The sequence below is a fragment of the Methyloceanibacter stevinii genome (assembly GCF_001723355.1).
GTDB classification, from domain to species: domain Bacteria; phylum Pseudomonadota; class Alphaproteobacteria; order Rhizobiales; family Methyloligellaceae; genus Methyloceanibacter; species Methyloceanibacter stevinii.
Map to the genome: position 1 here is coordinate 423,466 of NZ_LPWE01000010.1, position 19,992 is coordinate 443,457.

18 protein-coding genes, 1 tRNA gene and 2 pseudogenes are annotated in these 19,992 nt (G+C 64.4%); 12 read left to right on the plus strand and 9 right to left on the minus strand.

From position 1 onward, the window contains the following. Window positions 1-871 precede the first annotated feature (871 nt). The 4 genes from AUC70_RS05910 to AUC70_RS05925 form a co-directional block, all read right to left on the minus strand. Window positions 872-2,239 (minus strand): MFS transporter, encoded by a 1,368-nt coding sequence (locus AUC70_RS05910; RefSeq protein WP_083241304.1) that lies wholly within the window; start codon window positions 2,237-2,239, stop codon window positions 872-874. Further along, complete coding sequence (locus AUC70_RS05915) at window positions 2,232-2,861, minus strand: TPM domain-containing protein (RefSeq protein WP_069443986.1); 630 nt, start codon at window positions 2,859-2,861, stop codon at window positions 2,232-2,234. Before AUC70_RS05915 ends, AUC70_RS05910 begins: the two co-directional genes overlap by 8 nt. Before the next feature lie 107 nt (window positions 2,862-2,968). Then, complete coding sequence (locus tag AUC70_RS05920) at window positions 2,969-3,745, minus strand: TPM domain-containing protein (RefSeq protein WP_069443987.1); 777 nt, start codon at window positions 3,743-3,745, stop codon at window positions 2,969-2,971. 28 nt (window positions 3,746-3,773) lie between these two features. Then, the gene (locus tag AUC70_RS05925; RefSeq protein ID WP_069443988.1) at window positions 3,774-4,385 is read right to left on the minus strand and encodes a LemA family protein; all 612 of its coding nucleotides are present in this window, start codon (window positions 4,383-4,385) and stop codon (window positions 3,774-3,776) included. A 433-nt stretch (window positions 4,386-4,818) separates the two neighbouring features. On the opposite strand from AUC70_RS05925, the gene AUC70_RS05930 reads away from it, so the two are divergent. Continuing rightward, complete coding sequence (locus tag AUC70_RS05930) at window positions 4,819-6,798, plus strand: L,D-transpeptidase family protein (RefSeq protein ID WP_069443989.1); 1,980 nt, start codon at window positions 4,819-4,821, stop codon at window positions 6,796-6,798. Between the two features lie 106 nt (window positions 6,799-6,904). Here AUC70_RS05930 and AUC70_RS05935 read toward each other — a convergent pair. Next, window positions 6,905-6,979, minus strand: a tRNA-Gly gene (locus AUC70_RS05935). A gap of 196 nt (window positions 6,980-7,175) precedes the next feature. Here AUC70_RS05935 and AUC70_RS05940 point away from each other — a divergent pair. The 4 genes from AUC70_RS05940 to AUC70_RS05955 all read left to right on the plus strand — a co-directional run bounded on the left by AUC70_RS05940 (window position 7,176) and on the right by AUC70_RS05955 (window position 9,635). After that, on the plus strand, window positions 7,176-7,670 hold the full coding sequence (locus AUC70_RS05940; RefSeq protein WP_069443990.1) for a prolyl-tRNA synthetase associated domain-containing protein: 495 nt from the start codon (window positions 7,176-7,178) through the stop codon (window positions 7,668-7,670). 147 nt (window positions 7,671-7,817) lie between these two features. Next, window positions 7,818-8,726, plus strand: a complete 909-nt coding sequence (gene trxA / locus AUC70_RS05945) for a thioredoxin (protein ID WP_069444163.1) — start codon at window positions 7,818-7,820, stop codon at window positions 8,724-8,726. A 22-nt stretch (window positions 8,727-8,748) separates the two neighbouring features. Next, complete coding sequence (locus tag AUC70_RS05950; RefSeq protein ID WP_069443991.1) at window positions 8,749-9,426, plus strand: LON peptidase substrate-binding domain-containing protein; 678 nt, start codon at window positions 8,749-8,751, stop codon at window positions 9,424-9,426. Continuing rightward, window positions 9,423-9,635 (plus strand): Trm112 family protein, encoded by a 213-nt coding sequence (locus AUC70_RS05955; protein WP_069443992.1) that lies wholly within the window; start codon window positions 9,423-9,425, stop codon window positions 9,633-9,635. Before AUC70_RS05950 ends, AUC70_RS05955 begins: the two co-directional genes overlap by 4 nt. 26 nt (window positions 9,636-9,661) lie before the next feature. Here AUC70_RS05955 and AUC70_RS17895 read toward each other — a convergent pair whose 3' ends face one another. Genes AUC70_RS17895 through AUC70_RS05965 form a run of 3 tightly spaced genes read right to left on the minus strand, consistent with a single transcriptional unit; the run spans window position 9,662 to window position 11,857 of the window. Continuing rightward, on the minus strand, window positions 9,662-10,117 hold the full coding sequence (locus tag AUC70_RS17895) for a glutamate--tRNA ligase family protein (RefSeq protein ID WP_244505510.1): 456 nt from the start codon (window positions 10,115-10,117) through the stop codon (window positions 9,662-9,664). After that, the gene (locus AUC70_RS17900) at window positions 10,039-10,542 is read right to left on the minus strand and encodes a glutamate--tRNA ligase family protein (RefSeq protein ID WP_244505511.1); all 504 of its coding nucleotides are present in this window, start codon (window positions 10,540-10,542) and stop codon (window positions 10,039-10,041) included. The genes AUC70_RS17895 and AUC70_RS17900 overlap by 79 nt, the downstream gene beginning before the upstream one ends. A 4-nt stretch (window positions 10,543-10,546) precedes the next feature. Beyond that, window positions 10,547-11,857: an FAD-dependent monooxygenase gene (locus AUC70_RS05965; protein WP_342021978.1), complete on the minus strand. Its 1,311-nt coding sequence runs from the start codon at window positions 11,855-11,857 to the stop codon at window positions 10,547-10,549. A gap of 109 nt (window positions 11,858-11,966) precedes the next feature. Here AUC70_RS05965 and tesB point away from each other — a divergent pair, with 109 nt between their 5' ends. Further along, window positions 11,967-12,833, plus strand: coding sequence for an acyl-CoA thioesterase II (gene tesB / locus AUC70_RS05970; RefSeq protein ID WP_069443993.1), 867 nt, complete (start codon window positions 11,967-11,969; stop codon window positions 12,831-12,833). A 1-nt stretch (window position 12,834) separates the two neighbouring features. Here the strand turns inward: tesB and AUC70_RS05975 are convergent, their stop codons facing one another. Then, window positions 12,835-13,041 carry a hypothetical protein gene (locus AUC70_RS05975; RefSeq protein WP_069443994.1) on the minus strand — a complete coding sequence of 69 codons (207 nt, stop codon included), beginning with the start codon at window positions 13,039-13,041 and terminating at the stop codon, window positions 12,835-12,837. 17 nt (window positions 13,042-13,058) lie between these two features. On the opposite strand from AUC70_RS05975, the gene AUC70_RS05980 reads away from it, so the two are divergent. From AUC70_RS05980 to AUC70_RS06000, 6 genes and pseudogenes are all read left to right on the plus strand, one after another. After that, on the plus strand, window positions 13,059-13,397 hold the full coding sequence (locus AUC70_RS05980) for a P-II family nitrogen regulator (RefSeq protein WP_069443995.1): 339 nt from the start codon (window positions 13,059-13,061) through the stop codon (window positions 13,395-13,397). 254 nt (window positions 13,398-13,651) lie between these two features. Beyond that, on the plus strand, window positions 13,652-14,836 hold the full coding sequence (locus AUC70_RS05985; RefSeq protein WP_342021991.1) for an ammonium transporter: 1,185 nt from the start codon (window positions 13,652-13,654) through the stop codon (window positions 14,834-14,836). Between the two features lie 207 nt (window positions 14,837-15,043). Continuing rightward, window positions 15,044-15,547 (plus strand): annotated as a pseudogene (locus AUC70_RS18320) (aminotransferase class I/II-fold pyridoxal phosphate-dependent enzyme); the annotation flags it as partial. A 35-nt stretch (window positions 15,548-15,582) separates the two neighbouring features. Next, window positions 15,583-15,996: pseudogene (locus AUC70_RS18325) on the plus strand (aminotransferase class I/II-fold pyridoxal phosphate-dependent enzyme); the annotation flags it as partial. Between the two features lie 357 nt (window positions 15,997-16,353). Beyond that, window positions 16,354-18,786 carry an FtsK/SpoIIIE family DNA translocase gene (locus AUC70_RS05995; protein ID WP_342021992.1) on the plus strand — a complete coding sequence of 811 codons (2,433 nt, stop codon included), beginning with the start codon at window positions 16,354-16,356 and terminating at the stop codon, window positions 18,784-18,786. A 114-nt stretch (window positions 18,787-18,900) separates the two neighbouring features. Further along, window positions 18,901-19,725, plus strand: a complete 825-nt coding sequence (locus AUC70_RS06000) for a LolA family protein (RefSeq protein ID WP_083241308.1) — start codon at window positions 18,901-18,903, stop codon at window positions 19,723-19,725. Window positions 19,726-19,992 lie beyond the last annotated feature (267 nt).

Sequence of the window (19,992 nt, forward strand, 5' to 3'; positions counted from 1 at the left end):
GCCTCTTCGTCGACAACGACGGTGTTGCCTTCCGGTGTCGTCATCACCTCTTCGGCTTCCTCGACAACGACGGCAGGCGCCTCGTCCGCGCTCTCCGACATGTCGTCGGCAGCGTCTTCCGGATAGACCGGCTGCGGCTGGTTCGGTGACGGCGGTTCGCCCGTGTGCGGCAGGTTCGGCGCATCCTCGGATACGGTGGGCGGCACGACGATCACGCCCTCCATGACCTCTTCTTCGACGACGGAAGCCGGTTCGTCCGCCTCGCGGAGCCTCGTCAGGCGCGGCTTCGGACTGGTCCGGAACGACAGGCTGCGGCTGGTTCGGCGACGGCGGCTCGCCCTTGTGCGGCAGCTTCGGCGCATCTTCCGACACGGTTGGCGGCACGACCATGGTTTCCCCGCTCGTCGTGTCCTCGGCGGCAGCCGGCTCTTCCTCGGCAGGTGCGGCCTCTTCCTCGGTTGCGGCCGGCTCCTCCTCGGCGGGAGCCATCTCCTCCTCGGCCGGAGCCATCTCCTCCTCGGCCGGAGCCGCCTCGTCCTCTGCAGCAGCTTCCGGTGCCGCCTCCTCGGTGGCGGCTGGCGCCACGTCCTTCTCGGTCGTCTCGTCCTTCGGTTTTTCGCAAGCAGCGAGCAATATCGCCGCCAGCAAAGCACCACCCAAACCCACGTATTTCATGATCGCCCCCCGATCCATCGATTGCGCGCGAATTTCCATCCTTAGGTACTCAGCGAAGCGTAGCGCGAAAAGCCACGTATTTCTACGGTTTGCGTGGATGGCTCTCAAACGCCGGTGACGATGAGGGACTGACGTGTGCTGGGTGTGACGCTTGGATCGGTCCGGCCTATCGCGATCCGGCGCACCGCAGGCCCGCTCAGCGCGATGAACGGACCGGCAGAAGAAGCAGGAGCCCAACGATCAGGAACACGAGACTGATCGAGATTCCAAGGCGCTGGCTGTCCGTCAGCGTTGTCACGATGCCGATGGCGAGCGGCGCGGCGAAGGCCGTGACTTTTCCCGAGAAGGAGAAGAAGCCGAAGAACTCGGTGGTCTGGGCGGGCGGGCAGATGCGGGCCAGCAGGGTGCGGCTCGAAGCCTGAATCGGCCCCAGGGCAATGCCGATGAGAAGCGCGAAGGAGAGCAGAACCCGTTCGCCGGTGGAGGCAAACAGCCCGCCGCCGTCCACCTTTTCCGTCACGGGCACGAAGAAGAAGATCTCGTCCGGATCGACGGACAGGACACCGAGCGAGCCCACGATGAAGATCAGGAGGCCGGCGACGATGACGCGCTTCGAGCCGACATTGTCGTCCACGAGACCGCCGAGGCCCGCGCCGAAGAAGGCCGCGACCGTCAGGATGATCCCGAACAGGCCAAGCTCGGTGACGCCCCAGCCGAACACACTGGCCGCGTAGATGGCGCCGAAGGAAAACACGGCGGCACACCCGTCCGCGTAGAGCATGCGCGCAAGCAGGAAGAGCGCGACGTTCCGGTGCGCCCGCAACAGCTCCCGCAAGGACTGGAGCAGCCGGCCGAGACCTTCCCGCACGGGATTGACGGCCGCCGGCGTGCTGCGCCGATCCGGCGTGAACAGGAACATCGGCAGGACGAACACGAGATACCAGAGCGCCGAGAAGGGCCCGACAAGCCGGTCGCCTTCGCGCGTGGCGGTATCGAGAGCGAGGATAGGGTCCAAGCCGAACAGCGTCTTGCCCGTGTGCGGGCTCGTCACCAGGAGGCCGGCGACAAGGGCTAGGCTCACCAGGCCGCCGGCATAGCCCACCGCCCAGGCAAGGCCCGAGAGCCGACCCAAGCGCCGTGCCGAGACAAGCCCCGGCATCATGGCGTTGTTGAACTGCGTGGCCAGTTCCACGCCGAGCGTGGCAATTCCGAAAGAGACGAGCACCAAGGGCACGGCCGCGGTCGATCCCGGCACGGCGAACCACAGACCGCCGAGACCAATGATCAACATGGCCGAGAACACCCCGATCCACGGCTTGCGGCGCAACCCCGCATCGACGATCGCGCCGAGAACCGGCGCAAGCACGGCGGTCAGCAGCTGTGCGGCGCTCGTCGCGAACGCCCAGAGCGATTGGGCATGAGCCGGATCGCTCATGAAGCCATTCACGAAATAGGGCGCGAACAGAAAGGTGACGACGAGGGTGTAATAGGGCTGGGTGGCCCAGTCGAACAGGGCCCATCCCACCACGCCGCGTTTGCCGACAGGCTGCGCGGCGTCAGACATAGCGCTCGGCATCGAGCACGATCAGATGGTTCGGCAGTTCGTCTTCGCCCAGCGGCCCGGGCGGAAAATGTTCGGCCAGGATATCGCCACACCGCTCCGCCGCCGCGATCAGGCCTTGGACGCGGTCCCCCCGGCCAATCTTCGCCGTGAGGTCCGCGATCAGATCGTCCCAGACATTCTGCGGCACCTTCTCGTAGATCCCGTTGTCGGCGATCACCTCCGCGTAGCGTTCCGCGTCGGAGACGTAGACGAGGACGCCGGTGCGTCCCTTGGTGGTGTGAAGGTTCTGGGCCAGAAATTGCTGAAGCGCCCGTAAGTGCGCCCGGCGCCGCTTCAGTCGCCCCGGCGCGAGCGCCACCCGGACCGGCGGCCACTGGACCAACAGCACCCCGGCGGCGAAGACCGCGAGCTGGGTCAGATACACATACTCGATGGGCCACTTCGTCAGGTGGATGAAGGGCAACGGCACGGCGAGCGCCAGAAGCGCAGCGCACAACAGCGCGAAGAAGTAATAGCCCGACGAGGACTCCGCCACGACGATCACGATCTCGCCGCTGGTCTTGAGTTCGGCACGCGCGATCGCGGAAACCGCCTCGTGTTCAGCTGGGGTGAAGGGCTTCATCGCCTGTGGTCTTTCGCGCGGAGCGCCTCGATCGCACCCCGGCACACTATGGCGATAATCGCCGGGTTTGGAACCGGCAATGTCGCCGGTGAAGAAAGCCTGCCGCGCTACCAGCTGCCCGAGGAACCGCCGCCGCCAAAGCCGCCTCCCCCGCCAGAGAAGCCGCCACCGCCGCTGCTCCAACCGCCGCCCGAATACCCGCCACCGGAACGTCCGCCACGGCTGCCGCCCGGCGCGACGATTACGCCTTTGCTCGACAGGTACATGATCAGCACGAAGATCGCGATGTAGAACAGGATGGTGAACCAGTCGATGGGCACCTCATCCGCGTCGCGGCGAACATTAGCTCGCCGTTCCAGCTCGGCGGTGTCGCCTGTGAGCGCGAGGCCGATATCCTCGACGCCGGTCTTGATGCCGCCCGGAAAGTCGCCGCTGCGGAAGCGGGGTAGGATCGCATTGTCGATGATCACCCGGGACAGGGCGTCCGTGAGGATGGGCTCGAGCCCGTAGCCGACTTCGATACGCACTTTGCGCTCGTTCGGCGCGACGATCAGGAGGACGCCGTTGTCGAGCTCCTTCGTGCCGATGCCCCAATGGCGGCCGAGCTGATAGCCGAAATCTTCGATCGTGTAGCCCTGCAACGAGGGCAGCGTGACCACGACCAACTGATCCGAACTTTTTTCTTCGAGCTGCTTGAGTTTCTCCGTCAGCGCCTGCTCGTCGGCAGGGCTCAGGAGATCGGCGTCGTCGACGACGCGTCCCGTGAGCGCGGGGAACTCGGGCTCCGCCTGGGCGCTCGGAAGCAAAACGGCCAGACAAAAGACTAGTGTCAGCGCGCCCAGGAGACCGTGAAGGATCGCCCGGCTGTGCGAAATTCCAGCCATGAAGCCCTCGCGTTGACGGATCGGCCCGCTAGAACTCGACCTTCGGCGTCTCCATCGCATCCTGGGACACGGAGAAGTTCTGCATCGGCTTCAGATCCGAATACAGGAACATGTGCCATAGCCGTCCGGGGAAGGTCCGCAGTTCGGTGTTGTAGTCCCGAACCGCCGCGATGTAGTCGCGCCGCGCGATGGCGATCCTGTTCTCCGTTCCTTCGAGCTGCGACTGCAGCGCCAGGAAGTTCTGGTTCGACTTGAGGTCGGGGTAACGCTCGACGGTGACGAGCAGGCGGCCCAGCGCGCCGGACAAGTTGTTCTGGGCCTCCTGGAACTTGTCGAAGGCTTCCTTGTTCGTGAGGATGTCTTTCGGGATCTGGACCTGCGTTGGCTTGGCCCGCGCTTCGATCACCTCCGTCAGGACCTTGCTTTCCTGCTCGGCGAAGCCTTTCACGGTCTCGACCAGGTTCGGAATGAGATCGGCGCGTCGCTGATACTGGTTGAGCACTTCGCTCCACGCGGCTTGTGCACGCTCATCCAGCGTCGGGATGGTGTTGATGCCGCAACCGGCCAGCATCGCCGCCACCAGCGACAGGAGTCCGATCCGGCCGACGGGCCCGTTCCAAATCCGCGCCAAGGCCTGCATGACGATGTCCTTTCGAGCGATCCCTCTGCAGACTCGTGTAGTGGCAGCCCCGGAGGCTGACAAGCAGTTTCGCGGCGCCGATTCGCAGATCACAAGGCGTCGCGCCCGGTTTTGGTGTTGCGCGAATGAGACAGCGGGCAACTTTCTGTTGTTGCGGGGCCCGTAAGGGCGCAGGTGTCTCTTCCCTTTTTGCAGCGCACACACAAACTAACTGTGCGTCAGGTCAACGTTTTTTCCACAAGGGTGGGCGAGGAACTTCCGTTCGACACGCTTTGGTGGGCGTTAGCCAATCCGAAGGCTTTGCTAGTCAAACTGCAAGGCCTCTTTTAGGCTGATTCGGTAGTCGTTTTGGGGGCTCTTAATGGGTGCAGTAGCGGTGTTGCGTAGGCGTAAGACCTGGAACAGACGGGCAGGCGCCAAGATGCGGACCCTTATGAGATTATCGAGCGTTTCCAGCGCTGCGCTGTTTGCGGCGGCCCTTTGGGCTGCGCCGGCCGCAGCCGAGGAAACCGCAACCGGCAACGCCGACGATCCGATGACCATCGTCGTGTCGCTGCCGAACCAGAGAGCGACGATCTTCCGCGGCACGTCGGTGGTCACGACCACGGCCGTGTCGACCGGCAAGCGCGGCCATTCGACCAAGGCCGGCGTCTACAGCATCCTCGAGAAGCGTCGCCGTCACTACTCGAACCTCTACAACGGCGCGCCCATGCCTTGGATGCAGCGCCTGACCTGGTCCGGCACTGCCCTGCACGCGGGTGTCGTGCCCGGCTACCCGGCCTCTCACGGCTGCATCCGGCTGCCCTATTCCTTCGCGCCCAAGCTGTTCTCCATGACGCAAGTCGGCGCGCAGGTCGTCGTTGCGCACAGCGCGGTCGAGCCGAAGCCGATCTCGCATCCGGCGCTGTTCCAGCCGCTCCCGCCGCCAATGCCGCCGGAGCTCCTGACGCAGACCGCACCGGCCGCCAAGCCCATGCGCAAGTCGAGCAACGAGACGGCGCCCGAGCGGCCGTTCCGTTTGCCGGTTATCTTCGCCAAGGCCACCGCCGTCACGCCGAAGCCCACGGCCGGCAAGGCCTCCGCGAAGCTGGCGTTGGCTCCGGAAACCACGGGCTCGATCCCGCAGACAGAGACAGAGAGCCCCAAGACGCCGCACAGCCTGGACGACACGACTCGTCATGCGATCGACCCGAGCGCTGCTCCGTTCGTGGGCAGCGGCGCCCATGCGGTTGCCGCCAAGAGCCCGGCCAACGTTGGTGACGAAACGGCTTATGACGATCTGTCCGGTGAAAAAATTGCCGCCGTCGAGACCTCCGACGACTTCATGAAGCATCAGGATCGTCTGCTGGACCGCGAGGGGCCGAAGGGCCAGGACCGCCTGGCACCCGTGGACAAGACGGCAGCTTCCGACGAACCGGCCGCCGGTGCAAAGGACGTGCAGCCCCAGGCGGAAGACAGCGACCCGATCGCGGAACTCGTGAGCGAAACGGCATCGCAGAGCATGCCCGCGAAAGACTCGTCGCCGACCGTGACCGCCGACACGTTGGAGGCCACAGCACAGCAGCCCGTGACGGTGGCTCTTTCCGTCCTTGGCCTCAATGATCATCCGCCGCTTCCGCTGGAGCGGCCGTCCGCGATGATGTCGCGTTTGAAGGCCGGCGCCCGCTCCGCTGCGGTCGAAGCCGCCGATCCGATCTCTCAGGAGCCCCTGCGTATTCTCGTGACACGCCGGACGACGCGCGACCGTACGGTCGACGTTCAGTACATGCTGTCCGACATGGGCTATCTGGCGCCCCAGAACTTCGACGGCACGCGCGGGTCGGCAACGATCCGGGCTCTCAAGGCGTTCCAAAAAGACAACGAGATGCCCGTCTCAGGCGCGTTCACCGACGACGTCATCAAGAAGATCTACGAAGTGGCCGGCAAGGAAGAACCCGCGGAGGGGCAGCTTTTCGTTCGGCAAAAATTTGCGGGCGTGTTCTCGACGCCGGTCAGCTTCTCGAATCCGGACAAGCCGCTCGGCACGCATCTCTTCACGATCATGCATTTCGAGCCCGGCGCAAAGCAGGCCGAGTGGACCGCCATCAGCCTCAACGACGAGGAGACGGCGGAATCGGTCCTCGACCGCATCAACATTCCGGCCGATGTGCGCCAGCGCATCTCCGAGCGCCTGACACCCGGCTCATCGCTGATCGTGGCCGACACGGCCATCAACTCGGCGGCGCTGCCCAAAGGGGCGGACTTCCTGGTCTGGGATACGAGCAAGGGCGCCGCCGTCCAGCGTGCGAGCACATCGCCCAGCCGGCAGGTGCGCAAGCGCCGAACCACACAGCGTCCCAGCTATACGCGGGAACGGTCTCGCTCGCGCTATTCCTCGCGCCGCGCGCCGCGCCGCGGTTTCTTCCAGTTCTAGGTCGAAGGCCACCGCGTCGGGTCTAACCGCGTCGGCACAGGCTGGCCGCGCGCCAGCGCGTGCCTGCGCCCGTCGGGCGCCGAATGCAATCTGCCTTGTGAGAAAATGGAGCGGGCGATGGGATTCGAACCCACGACCCCAACCTTGGCAAGGTTGTGCTCTACCCCTGAGCTACACCCGCACTCCAAACCACCGACCGTCCTTGAATTTCAAGTCGCCTGGTGGTCATTTGCCACTGACTTGCACCACTGACGTGGCAGTGTCGTGGCCTTGTATTGCATCGCGTCCGGCCTGTCTAGCGAGGCCATCGCGCCGCGGCCGGGCCCTACGCGGCCCCGGTGAGGGGCTCCCATTAAAGGAACCGGGCAGCAAACGCAATGGAATTAGCACGCGCGAAGCTCTTTGCGTATCTGGACACGCTTGGAATTGCGTCCACGACCGTCGAACACGACGCCATGTTCACGGTCGAGCAGTCTCAGGCCCTGCGCGGGACCATTCCGGGTGCCCATACGAAGAACCTCTTTTTGCGCGACAAGGACAACCGGCTCGTCCTGGTCGTGGCCAAGGAAGACACGAAAGTGGATCTCAAGACGTTGGCCAAGACGCTGGGGCTCGGCCGCTTCAGCTTCGGAAAACCCGAGCAGATGAAAGCCGTGCTCGGGGTCGAGCCTGGGTCGGTAACGGCGCTGGCCCTGATACACGAGGGCTCAAGGGACCTTGCCGCCGTGGTCGTTGACCAAGCCCTGATGGAGTTCGCGGAAGTGAACTGCCATCCCCTCGACAACCGCGCCACAACCCGTCTCGCAATGCCCGATCTCCTGCGCTTCATGCGGGCCTGCGGACACAAGCCTCGGGTACTGCCGCTTCAGTGACATGGTGCGGACGAGGCGCGGCACGGAATGGGCGCCGTGCGCGGCGCCAAGGTTGCCAAACGCGGCGCGACGGCCCATCTTTCGAGGCGAGCGAGACAACCGCAAGACGCCGCGCGTTCGCAGCGGCCAACGGAATTTAGAATGAGCATGGATACCCCAATCCTGGGCGCCGATGGCGAGGGCATGCCCGGCGCCGAGACTGTCAAGAACACCACGACCCAGGACTTCATGCGCGATGTCATCGAGGCCTCGAACGAGCGGCCGGTGCTGGTCGACTTCTGGGCGCCCTGGTGCGAACCCTGCAAACAGCTGACCCCCGTTCTCGAAAAGGCAGTGCGCGCCACCAAAGGCGCCGTCGCGCTGGTCAAGATGAACATCGACGATCATCCGGAGGTCCCCGGCCAGATGGGCGTCCAGTCCATCCCCGCCGTATTCGCTTTCAAGGAGGGGCGTCCGGTTGACGGCTTCATGGGAGCGCTGCCGGAATCCCAGATCAACGCCTTCATCGCACGGCTCGTGGGCGAGACAGTTGGAACCGCCGCCGACGTGGAGACGGCCACGGCCGCGCTCGAGGCAGGCGATGTCAACGCTGCGGCGCAAATCTTCGGTCAGATCATGCAGGACGAGCCCGAGAACATGGAGGCGCTCGCCGGCCTTGCGAGATGCTACGTGAAGACGGGCGACCTTGACCGCGCGGAACAGACGCTGGCGCTGGCACCCCCGAACCAAGCCGACAGCGCGCCGATCGCCGCCGCCCAGTCGGCGCTCGATCTTGCGAGAAAATCCAGCGATGCCGGCGACGTGGACACACTGCGGGCAAAGGCGGCGCAATCGCCCGACGACCCGCAAGCCCAGTTCGACTTGGCCCTGGCTCTGACGGCGAGCGGAGACCGAGAAGGGGCGCTCGATGCGCTTCTGTCGATCGTTGCCAAGAACCGGAGCTGGAATGACGATGCAGCCCGGAAGCAACTCGTGCAGTTCTTCGAGGTTTGGGGTCCGGCAGACCCGGCGACGACCTCGGGCCGGCAGAGATTGTCGTCGCTGCTTTTTGCCTGACGAGGCCGATGGGGCGCGTTCCATGAACAACTCCTATGACAATCCCGGAGATCTACCCGCGGTCTTGCCGGTGTTTCCCCTGCGCGGCTCGATCCTGCTTCCCCGCGCCTCGCTCACGCTCAACGTGTTCGAACCGCGCTACCTTGCGCTTGTGGATTATGCCTTGGCCAATGAGCGTCTCATCGGGGTGGTGCAGCCCGCCGGCAGCACGGGCTCCGCGGAGTCGCCGCAAGGAAAGTCCTTTCCGATCCGTTCCGTCGGCTGTGTGGGGCGTATTACGAGCTTCAACGAGACCGACGATGGACCGCTGGTCATTTCGCTGACGGGCATTTCGCGCTTCTTGGTTGGCGATGAAGCGACCTCCGATACGCCGTTCAGGCTGTTTGCCACAAACTTTAAACCGTATGCGGATGACTTTATCAGTGACCTCGGCGAGGAGGATGTGGATCGCGTGCGCCTGCTCGCGACGCTCAGGCGTTACCTAGAGGCCAACGGTCTGAACGCGGATTGGGCGCGGATCAACGAGGCGGCGAACGAGCAGCTCGTCAACACGCTCTCGATCCTGTCGCCTTACGGGGCGGAAGAGAAGCAGGCGCTGCTCGAGGCGGCCAGCCTCAAAGAGCGCGCCGAGGCTTTGGTCGCCTTGGCGGAAATGGAATTGGCCTCGCGCGACGACAGCTCAGGGACTTCGCTGCAATGACCGACCCCAGAAAGACACAGAGCGCGGAAAGCGGGACCGTCGATCCGCGGCTCCTGGAAATTTTAGTCTGTCCCCTGACGAAAACGTCATTGGACTACGATGCGCAGCGGCAGGAATTGATTAGCCGCGCGGCGGGGCTCGCCTTCCCCATTCGTGACGGCATTCCCGTCATGCTGCCCGAAGAGGCCCGCGAGCTCGACGAGAGCTAAGCATACGAACGGCTAGGCTGGACGCGCTAGGTCTGAGCGCGGCACAAGTCCCGAACGTCCGCCGGCGTCATTCCCGAGTCTCGATAGGCACGGATCGCACGCGCATCGTCGCGCTTGGCGAGCCGTTTGCCGTTCTCGTCGCGCACCAGCGCGTGGTGGTGCCAAACCGGCTCGGGCAGATCGAGGAGAGCCTGCAGGAGACGATGGATTGGTGTCGCGTCCAGCAGGTCCTCTCCCCTGATGATATGCGTCACCCCTTGGGCCGCGTCGTCGACAACAACGGCGAGGTGATAGGCCGTGCCGATATCCTTGCGCGCCAGCACCACGTCGCCGATTTCGCGTCTCATGGTATCGGGGTCGAGTGCCTGCCGGCCTGCGTGCGCAGGCCCCGTTTCGAGCCAAGTCAGTGTTTCTCCCTGGACAAGGTTGAGCGCGCGGCCGAGATCGAGGCGGATCGCATCCTCAGGTCCTGCGTTGGACAAGGGTCGTTCCCGGCACGTGCCCGGATAGACCGAGGGGCCCTGCGTTTCCGGCGCGGCGCCTTCCTGCGGCGCTGCGAATGCAGCGCGGATATCGGCGCGGGTGCAGCGGCACGGTAGGTCAGCCCGAGCGCGCCCAGGCGGGCGAGCGCGTCCACATAGGCGGCTTGCCGCTCCGACTGGCGCATGACCGGTTCCGGCCAACCGAGCCCGAGCCAGGACAGGTCTTCATAGATCGCGGCCTCGTATTCGCGGCGAACACGTCCGGTGTCCGTATCCTCGATGCGAAGGAGACACACCCCATTGGCCGCTTGGGCGGCCTCCCAAGCCGTCAGGGCCGAATAGGCGTGCCCCAGATGCAGGAGCCCTGTCGGCGAGGGTGCAAATCGCGTCACGAAACCCGTGGACGCCGCCTCTTGGACCGCCATGCCACTACAATTCCTCGCCGCGGAGGAGACGCGGTACATCGCCGGTCGCGCCTGCAGCTTCGCGGACGAGAAAACGTTTGAGGCCGGGCGCGCGGTCGACCAGCCCCATGCCGAGGTCGCGGATCGTGCGCAGCGGTGCGCTGTCGTTCGAGAACAGCCGGTTCATGCCGTCCATCGCCGCACCCGAAAACGCGCTGTCGAAGCGGCGCCGGCGCTGATAACGCCCGAGCGCCGTCGCCGACCCGATGTCGAGCCCCAACCGCGCGCTGTCGGTGATGGCTTCTACGAGGGCGGCCACATCGCGCAACCCGATATTGAGCCCTTGGCCGGCCAGCGGATGCACCACATGGGCCGCGTCGCCCACCAACGCCAGGCGGTCGCCGACAAAGGCCCGGGCCATCTGGAACGAGAGCGGAAAAGCCCGCGGGGGTCCTTCGAGCGAGATCGTCCCCAGGCGGTGACCGAAGCGGCGGCCGAGTTCGGCCAGGAAGATGTCCGGGTCGCCCTCGACCAGTTTCTTCGCGAGGTCGGCGTCCTCGGTCCAGACGATCGAGGAGCGGTTGCCCTTAAGCGGCAAGATGGCAAAGGGACCCGAGGGGAGGAAATGCTGGATTGCGCGGCCCTGGTGAGGACGTTCATGGGCAACGGTCGCCACGATCCCCATTTGCGCGTAGGACCAGCCGATACATTTGATGCCGGCAAGGTCGCGCAGTTTCGACTTCTTCCCGTCAGCGGCAACCAGCAGCGCCGCCCGCAAGGCGCGCCCGCTCGCAAGATGAATGGTGGCGCCGAAGCCATCGGTCTCGAAGGTCTGAACCGTGTCCGGCGCGATGAGGTCGATAGCCGGTTCGGTCCGGACCTCGTCCGCGATCGCCCCGAGGAGCGCCCCGGCTTCGACGAGCCATGCTTTCGTCCCCTCATCCTTCAGCTCGTCCGCAAAACCCAGAAGGTGAGGCCGCAAGGCCGCATTGAGCGGACTGTCGGTGATCTCGATCGCATCCATCGACTGCGCGCCTGGTTCCAAACGGGACCACAGCCCGACGGCATTGAGGAGGTTCTTCGAGGCAGGCGACAGCGCGAGGCCGCGCCCGTCAGGATCCCTTGTCGCGTCCGGCGCGGCCGCATCGACAAGCGTCACGTGGCAAGTCTTCGGCGCGAGACGCGCCAACGCCATGGCGAGGACGCCCCCGGCGAAGCCTCCGCCGGCAACGACGATGCGGAAACCGCTCTGTCCTTTGGCACTCTGCGACACGGGCCTTCTATAGGCGAGCCGGCTCGCCCGCGCCACATCTTGCGTGCCGGGCCCGAGTGGCACGGCGCCCGATGGGGGGGCCCAAGCGCCTTTTCGTACCCGCGATCAAGCTGCTATGGGCTTGGCCTTGGGCGCATCGCCCCCACCCACGCCATCGAACGAGGTCCGTCCCATGAGCGCTGCCGTTGATCAACTTCTGTCGATCCTCGACCTTGAACCCCTGGAGCACAATCTGTACCGGGGTTTGAGTCCCCAGATCGGCTGGCAGCGGGTGTTCGGCGGCCAGGTCATCGGTCAGGCCCTTGTCGCCGCCCAGCGGACGGTGGAGGACCGGGGTGCCCATTCGCTCCATGCCTATTTTTTGCGCGCCGGCGATCCCGCCGTCCCGATCATCTACGAAGTGGACCGGCTCCGAGACGGCAAGAGCTTCTCGACCCGGCGCGTCGTGGCGATCCAGCACGGACATCCGATCTTTTCCATGTCGCGTTCGTTCCAGCGGGCCGAAAAGGGGCTCGAGCATCAGACGCCCATGCCCGACGTACCGCCGCCCGAGGAGGTCCCAAGCGAAGCCGCGCTGGCCGAGACCCTCATGGATCGAATGCCGCCGCCCGCCAAGGCCTATTGGCAGGCGGAGCGGCCCATCGAGATGCGGCCCGTTGATCTATCGCGCTATTTGTCGCCGCAGAAGCGGGACCCGAGCCAGTACATCTGGATCCGGGCGAACGGCTCCTTGGCCGACGACCCGGCACTGCATCAATGCGTCCTCGCCTACGCCTCGGACTTCACCCTCCTGGATACGGCCCTCGTCGCCCATGGCCGGTTCGTTTTTGATCCAAACCTGATGCTGGCGAGCCTGGACCACGCCCTGTGGTTCCACCGGCCCTTCCGGGCAGATGAATGGCTGCTCTACGCTCAAGACAGCCCGATATCGGGTGCGGCACGGGCGTTCTGCCGGGGCACGTTCTTCACGCGCGATGGGCGCCTCGTCGCCTCCACAGCCCAAGAAGGGCTTGTGCGCGAACGTGTGCCGTCCAAATAGCCTATTTTCTGTGCATCTTGTCAGTTTTGCTGCGTAGCTGTGCATCTTGCTGCTGCTCAACCAATGCGCAGGGCGAGGCGATCATCGTAAAATTTCCGTAAAACCAACGGGTTGAGGACACATTTGCCGACTTGGCACGCAGCTTGACTCTGTCAACGGGTTCCAGCGGCTGAACTGCGGCAACATCCGCCCAGACAGCCGTCAACATTAGGAGGGCTCAAACAGATGAAGCTGGTGATGGCAATCATCAAGCCATTCAAGCTCGACGAGGTGCGCCAAGCCCTCACAGAGCTTGGACTGCAAGGCATGACCGTTACCGAGGTCAAGGGATACGGACGGCAGAAAGGCCACACGGAAATCTACCGTGGCGCCGAGTACGCGGTGAACTTCCTACCGAAGATCAAGATCGAAGTCGTGGTGCCGGCCAAGATGGTCGACAACGCCGTGGACGCGATCGTCGCGCCGCAAAGACCGGTCAGATCGGGCGATGGCAAGATCTTCGTCGTTCCCGTCGAGCAAACGGTGCGCATTCGCACCGGCGAAACCAACGAATCTGCACTGTGATTGGGGGAAAGTTGAAGATGACGACCTTTGCCAAATACATGTTCGGCGTGGTCGCGGCGCTCTTTTTGGTAGCGCTGTTCCATGCCGACTCGGCATTTGCTGAGGGCGCCTCTCAGGCGGCCACTGCTCAAAGTGCCCAGATGACCGAGTTTCAGGTAGCCCAGGCTGAAGAGCCGCCGGCCGAAGAACCTCTCGCCGAAGCAGGCGAAGAGGCCGAACCTGAAGCCACACTCGACACAGGCGACACGGCCTGGATGATCGTCGCCACGGCTATCGTGCTGATGATGTCCATTCCCGGCCTTGCCCTGTTCTATGGCGGCCTCGTCCGTAAGAAGGGCGTTCTGGCTGTCCTCATGCAGGTGTTTGCAATCGTCTGCTTGATGACGCTGCTGTGGTACTTCGTCGGCTACTCGCTGGCTGCGACCGACGGCGGTTCACTGAACGCGTATATCGGCGGCTTCGACAAAATGTTCCTTGCCGGCATCGGTTCGGACACGTTGAGCGGCACGATCCCCGAATCGGTGTTCTTCATGTTCCAGCTCACCTTCGCGGCCATTACCCCGGCCCTGATCGTGGGTGCTTTCGCGGACCGCATGAAGTTCTCCGCCGTGTGCATCTTCATGTGCATGTGGCTGATCGTCGTCTATGTGCCGGTTTGGCATTGGGTCTGGGGCGGCGGCTCCTTTCGGAAGATGGGCGTTCTCGACTTTGCCGGCGGCACGGTCGTTCACATCAATGCCGGTGTTGCCGCCCTCGTGGCGTGTATCTTCCTCGGCAAGCGTGTGGGCTACCCGAACGAGAATATGGCACCGCATAACCTGGTGCTCAGCGTGATCGGCGCTTCTCTGCTGTGGGTTGGCTGGTTCGGCTTCAACGCCGGCTCGGCTCTCGGTGCCAATGGCGGCGCCGGCATGGCCATGCTCGCGACGCAGGTCGCCACGGCAGCTGCGGCTCTTGCCTGGATGTTCGTCGAATGGCTCGTCCACAAGAAGCCGTCCGTCCTCGGCATCATCTCCGGTGCCGTTGCGGGCCTCGTGGCCATTACCCCGGCTTGCGGCTTCGTCGACGGTTGGGGCGCACTCTGGATCGGTATTGCCGCCGGTGTGATCTGCTTCTTCATGTCGACTGCCGTGAAGAAGGCGCTTGGCTATGACGACTCGCTCGACGTCTGGGGCATCCACGGCGTTGGCGGTATCGTCGGCGCCATCCTCACCGGCGTCTTCGCCGTTGAGGCGATCGGCGGTACGGCCGGCCTGCTCGAGGGCAACCCCGGCCAGGTGCTGACCCAGCTTTGGGGCATCGTCGCCACCATCGTGTGGTGCGGTATCGCGACCTTCGTTCTCCTGATCATCACCAACATTCTGGTGGGTCTCCGGGTCAGCGAGCCGGTCGAGATCGAGGGCCTGGACATCAACCTTCATGGTGAGACCGTCCAATAAGCCTTCGCGCAAAACAAAGAGGGACAAGAAGATTGGAGAATTTGAGCTAGGTCTCCTCCTCCCTTGACAGCTAGCTCCACCTCGGACCCCGGCATCACTTCGATGCCGGGGTCTCTTTATGTCGAGCCGCGCAACGTCCAAGCGCGGCATGGCTGCAAAAGCGCGCCGTTGCTGCGAGCCGCGACTTGGCCTACACGCAGGCGGACGATGTCCAACTCCGAAGCCGCCGCCGAAACCGCCCTCGATACGCTGATCCAATCGCCGTTTGCCCGGCTGAACGCGCTGCTGGAGGACACGCCTCCAGGGGCCGACCCCATTCTGTTTTCGCTGGGCGAGCCGCACACGGCGCTGCCCCCCTTCGTGCAGCCCGTGCTGGACGAACATGTTGCGTCGTTCGGAAAATACCCGCCCATTCGCGGCATACCGGAATTGCGGCAGGCCATCTGCGGCTGGCTTGCGCGGCGCTACCCGGCGCTCGACGGTGTGGTGGACCCCGAACGGCATGTGCTGCCGCTCAACGGCTCGCGGGAGGGGCTCTTCTCCGCGATCTTCCCGGCGCTTGCGCGCAAGCCAGACATCGCCGACCCGGCAGTCCTCATTCCGAACCCGTTCTACCAAGTCTACGCGGCGGCCTCGGCGGTTGCGGGCGCCGAACCCGTCTTTCTGAGATCCGGCGCCGAAACGGGTTTTCTGCCCGATCTCGACAGCCTGGATCCGCGACTCTTCAGCGGACGGCGGCGCTGTATCTGTGCTCGCCCTCGAACCCAGAGGGCGCCGTCGCATCCCGGGACTATCTCGAGAAGGCGATTCGCCTCGCCTGGACCCACGATTTTCTGCTCTGCGCCGACGAGTGCTATTCGGAGATCTATACCGATACGTCGCCCCCGGGAGCCTTGGAGGTGGCGCTTGAGACCACGGGCAGCCTCGCCAACGTGGTCTCCTTCCAGTCCCTGTCGAAGCGCTCCGGACTTCCCGGGCTGCGATCGGGCTTTATCGCGGGCGATCCGGCGTTTCTGGCGGCTTTCGGGCGCTTTCGGAACGTTGCCTGCCCGCAGGTTCCCCTGCCGATCCAGTACGTTTCCGCCGCGGCGTGGGCGGACGAGACCCATGTGGAGCAGGCGCGCGCCTTCTACCGGTCCAATTTCGAGGCCGCCGAGGCCATTCTTCAAGGCCAGTACGGCTATGCGAGGCCGGAAGGCGGCTTTTTTTCTTTGGCTGAATATGGCCGATTTCGGGGGTGGCGAAAGGGCCGCGAAAACCCTTTGGAAAGGATGTGGCGTCAAAGTTCTCCCAGGGACCTATCTCACGAAGTCGCAAGACGGCCAGGCCGATCCCGGCCGGGACTACGTCCGCCTTGCGCTCGTGCACGACGCGGAGACAACGCGCGACGGCCTTGCGCGGATCGTCGCCACATTGGGCTAGAGGGACAGCGGGCAAGCGGTATGGCAGCAACAGGCAGATCAGAACCGAAGCGACGCCTCCTTCCAAGCGCTGTCGCGCATGGCCTGCGGCGCCTGATGTTCGGCACCTATGGGTTTGTCCTGATCGCGGGGGCCTGCGCCGTGTGGCTCGCGCTGGCGACCTGGTCCGTCCACGATCCCAGCCTCAATAACGCGACCCCCGTCGTTCCGCGCAATCTTCTGGGAGATTGGGGCGCCGTAATCGCGGATCTCGGCATTCAATCCCTGGGACTTGCCGCGATCTTCATGTTCCTGCCTTTGGCAGCCTGGGGCTGGCATCTCGTGACCAATACGGTTCCCGGCAAGATCAAGTATCGCCTCTTGGCGTGGCCCTTCGCCGGCCTTCTGCTGGCCGCCGCCTTCGCCGGACTGCCCCAGCCCAAGAGCTGGCCGCTGCCGAACGGGCTCGGCGGCATCCTCGGGGACTTCATCATGGCCGGGGCCCATGTCATCGGCCCGTTCCTGCCCGAAGCGGCTGTGTCCTTCGTCGCCGGCCTTGTGTTCATGATCGCTGGCTTCGGGCTTTTGTTCTTCGCGAGCGGCACCAGCGTCTCGAAGCTGGTTAGCCTGTGGGCGCCGCGTCCGAGCGCCGCCGAAGAATGGGCCAACGCCTGGCTCGGCGCTGCGATGCACGTGTCCATCGACTGTTTCGCGCGTGTCCGCCGGCTGTTCCGCCGCAAGCCGAGCGCCGCGGCCGTGGATGACGACGATTTCGAGGCCGACGAGGACCTGGAGCCAGATGTCCAGCCCTGGGAAGACGCGGAGGAGGAGCAGAGGCTGCTCGCCTATGACGACGGCCGCATCGAGCCTTCCTTCGGACCGGCGCCGCTCGTCGACAATCGCTATGGCGAGGACTCTTACGACGATGAGGACGGTCCCGCAGACCCCGGGTACCGCATAACGCGCACCGAGGAGCCGCAGCGCAAACCGGTCCGCAAGCAGACGCGCGTCGCGGCGCGCCCGAGCGGCGCACCCTTCGACCCGCCGTCCGTGAGGCTGCTGCAGGCCAAGCCGCGCGTCTCACGCGGCGCCGGGATCAGCGACGAGACGTTGCAGGAGAATGCCCGCGAACTCGAGGGCGTGCTTCAGGACTTCGGCGTGAAAGGCGAAATCACCAATGTGCGCCCGGGGCCCGTGGTCACGCTCTACGAGCTCGAGCCTGCACCCGGCACCAAGTCGTCGCGCGTGATCGGTCTCGCCGACGATATCGCCCGGTCCATGAGCGCCATCGCCGCCCGCGTCGCCGTCGTACCCGGACGCAATGCCATCGGCATCGAGCTTCCGAACGAGCGGCGCGAGATGGTGATGCTCCGTGAACTGTTCGAATCGCCCGACTTCCAGCAAACCGATGCGCGGCTCGCCTTGTCGCTCGGCAAGACCATCGGCGGCGAGCCCATGGTCGCCGACCTGTCGCGGATGCCCCATCTGCTCATCGCCGGCACCACCGGTTCGGGCAAGTCCGTCGGCATCAACACGATGATCCTGTCGCTGCTCTATCGACTGTCGCCGGAGCAGTGCAAGTTCATCATGATCGACCCGAAAATGCTGGAATTGTCGGTCTATGACGGCATTCCGCATCTGCTTGCGCCCGTCGTCACCGATCCGAAAAAGGCCGTCGTCGCCTTGAAATGGACGGTTCGCGAGATGGAGGAGCGCTACAAGCGCATGTCCAAGCTCGGCGTGCGGGACATCAAGGGCTACAACGCCCGCATCGCGCAAGCCGAGGCCAAGGGCGAGACCCTGACCCGTACGGTCCAGACCGGCTTCGATCGCGAAACCGGCCAGGCCATCTACGAACAGGAAGAGATGGACTACGAGGCGATGCCGTACATCGTCGTCATTGTCGACGAGATGGCGGACCTCATGATGGTCGCCGGCAAGGACATCGAGGCGGCGGTCCAGCGCCTGGCGCAGATGGCCCGCGCGGCCGGCATTCACCTCATCACTGCGACGCAGCGGCCGAGCGTCGATGTCATCACCGGAACCATCAAGGCGAACTTCCCGACACGGATCAGCTTCATGGTGACCTCCAAGATCGACAGCCGCACGATCCTGGGCGAGCAGGGTGCAGAGCAACTCCTGGGACAGGGCGATATGCTCTACATGGCCGGTGGCGGACGTATCATTCGCGTCCATGGCCCGTTCGTGTCGGATGACGAGGTGGAGAAAGTCGTCCGCCATCTGAAGAAACAGGGCGTGCCTGCCTATCTCGATGCGATCACCGAGGACGATGAGTCCGGCGACGACGAGGATGGTGGCGCGGCCGAGTATGGCGACGGCAGCAACGACCTCTACGATCAGGCCGTGGCCGTGGTGCTTCGCGACAAGAAGGTCTCGACCAGCTACATTCAGCGGCGCTTGGGGATCGGCTACAACCGCGCCGCGACCCTGATCGAGCGGATGGAGAAGGAAGGCTTGATCGGCCCCGCCAACCATGCCGGCAAGCGTGAAATCCTCGTCGGCAACGACGACGGCGCCTCCCCCTACTAGACCCCCGCGACAAAACGGGTCGCCGCCAAGAAGTTGACCATATTTTGCGGAATCGTCTATTCCGAGGCGTTGAACACACGTTCTCGCCAAGCGGGCTCCGATGATGGGGGATTTATGACGAAAGGCTGCGCTGCACGAGCTGCCGCAGGTCTGCCGATTGCGTTCTGCCTGACCATGGGTCTGGCCTATGCTCAGGGGTCCTCGACAACCGTCACCAAGACGCCCGCGCCACAGCCCGCATCTCCCGAGGCTATGCGTCCCAGCATCGACCAGAGCGTTCTGCCCGTGGAGAGCGCGGCGCCCGTCGAAGAGGTCGTGCCTCCGAAGGTCGACGAGGGCGCCGGCTGGCAGGTTGCCGTGGAGCAGGCCAAGGGCCCGACCCCGCTGGTCGGCCAGCAGCAGAGTGCGGCGGTCGACAAGATCAACGCCTACTTCAACGGCATGACCAGCCTCGAGGGCAATTTCAGTCAGACGGACGCGAGCAACAACCGCACGCATGGCCGCTTCTACGTGCTGCGTCCCGGAAAGATCCGCTTCGACTATGCGCCCCCGAGCCCGTTGCGCATCGTGGCCGACGGTCACTCGCTCGGTATTCAGGACACGAGCCTGAAGACAGTCGAGAAATACCCCATCAAGTCGACCCCGTTCCGGCTGCTGCTGGCGAAGACGGTCGATCTCGGACGGGACGCCAAGATTGTCGGCGTCGAGCGCGACAACGGCAGCCTGGCGATCACGCTGGAGGACCAGAAGGGAACAGCCGGGCATATCCGGCTCTTGTTCAAGTCCGGCGGTACCCTCGAACTGGAGGAGTGGACCATCACGGATGCGCAAGGCCTGACCACGCGCGTGACGGTCGACAGTCTCGTCCGGGGGCGCAAGAAATCGCCCAGTTTCTTCAAGATCAAGGAAGAGACCAACCCCTTTAGAATGGGGGGCTGAATCAGAGACTTACGGCATTAGCTTCATCTTCTTTACTACTTATTAAGTTTTTCTTGTGGCAAAGCTTGAAGTCGGCGGTGGGACTGCATATCTCTGGATCAGAAGCGGACCACATCGCTTTTCATCGGCAGTGCCCCCCGTCTAGCCGAAGATGTGGTCTGCTCGAGCCGGCTTCCCTCCCGGCTCGCGCGAAGAACGCGCTTTAGGCGTCCAACCCCGCGCAGCGGTTGGACGCCTTTTTCTTTGCCCGGTGTCTTGTTCTTTGTC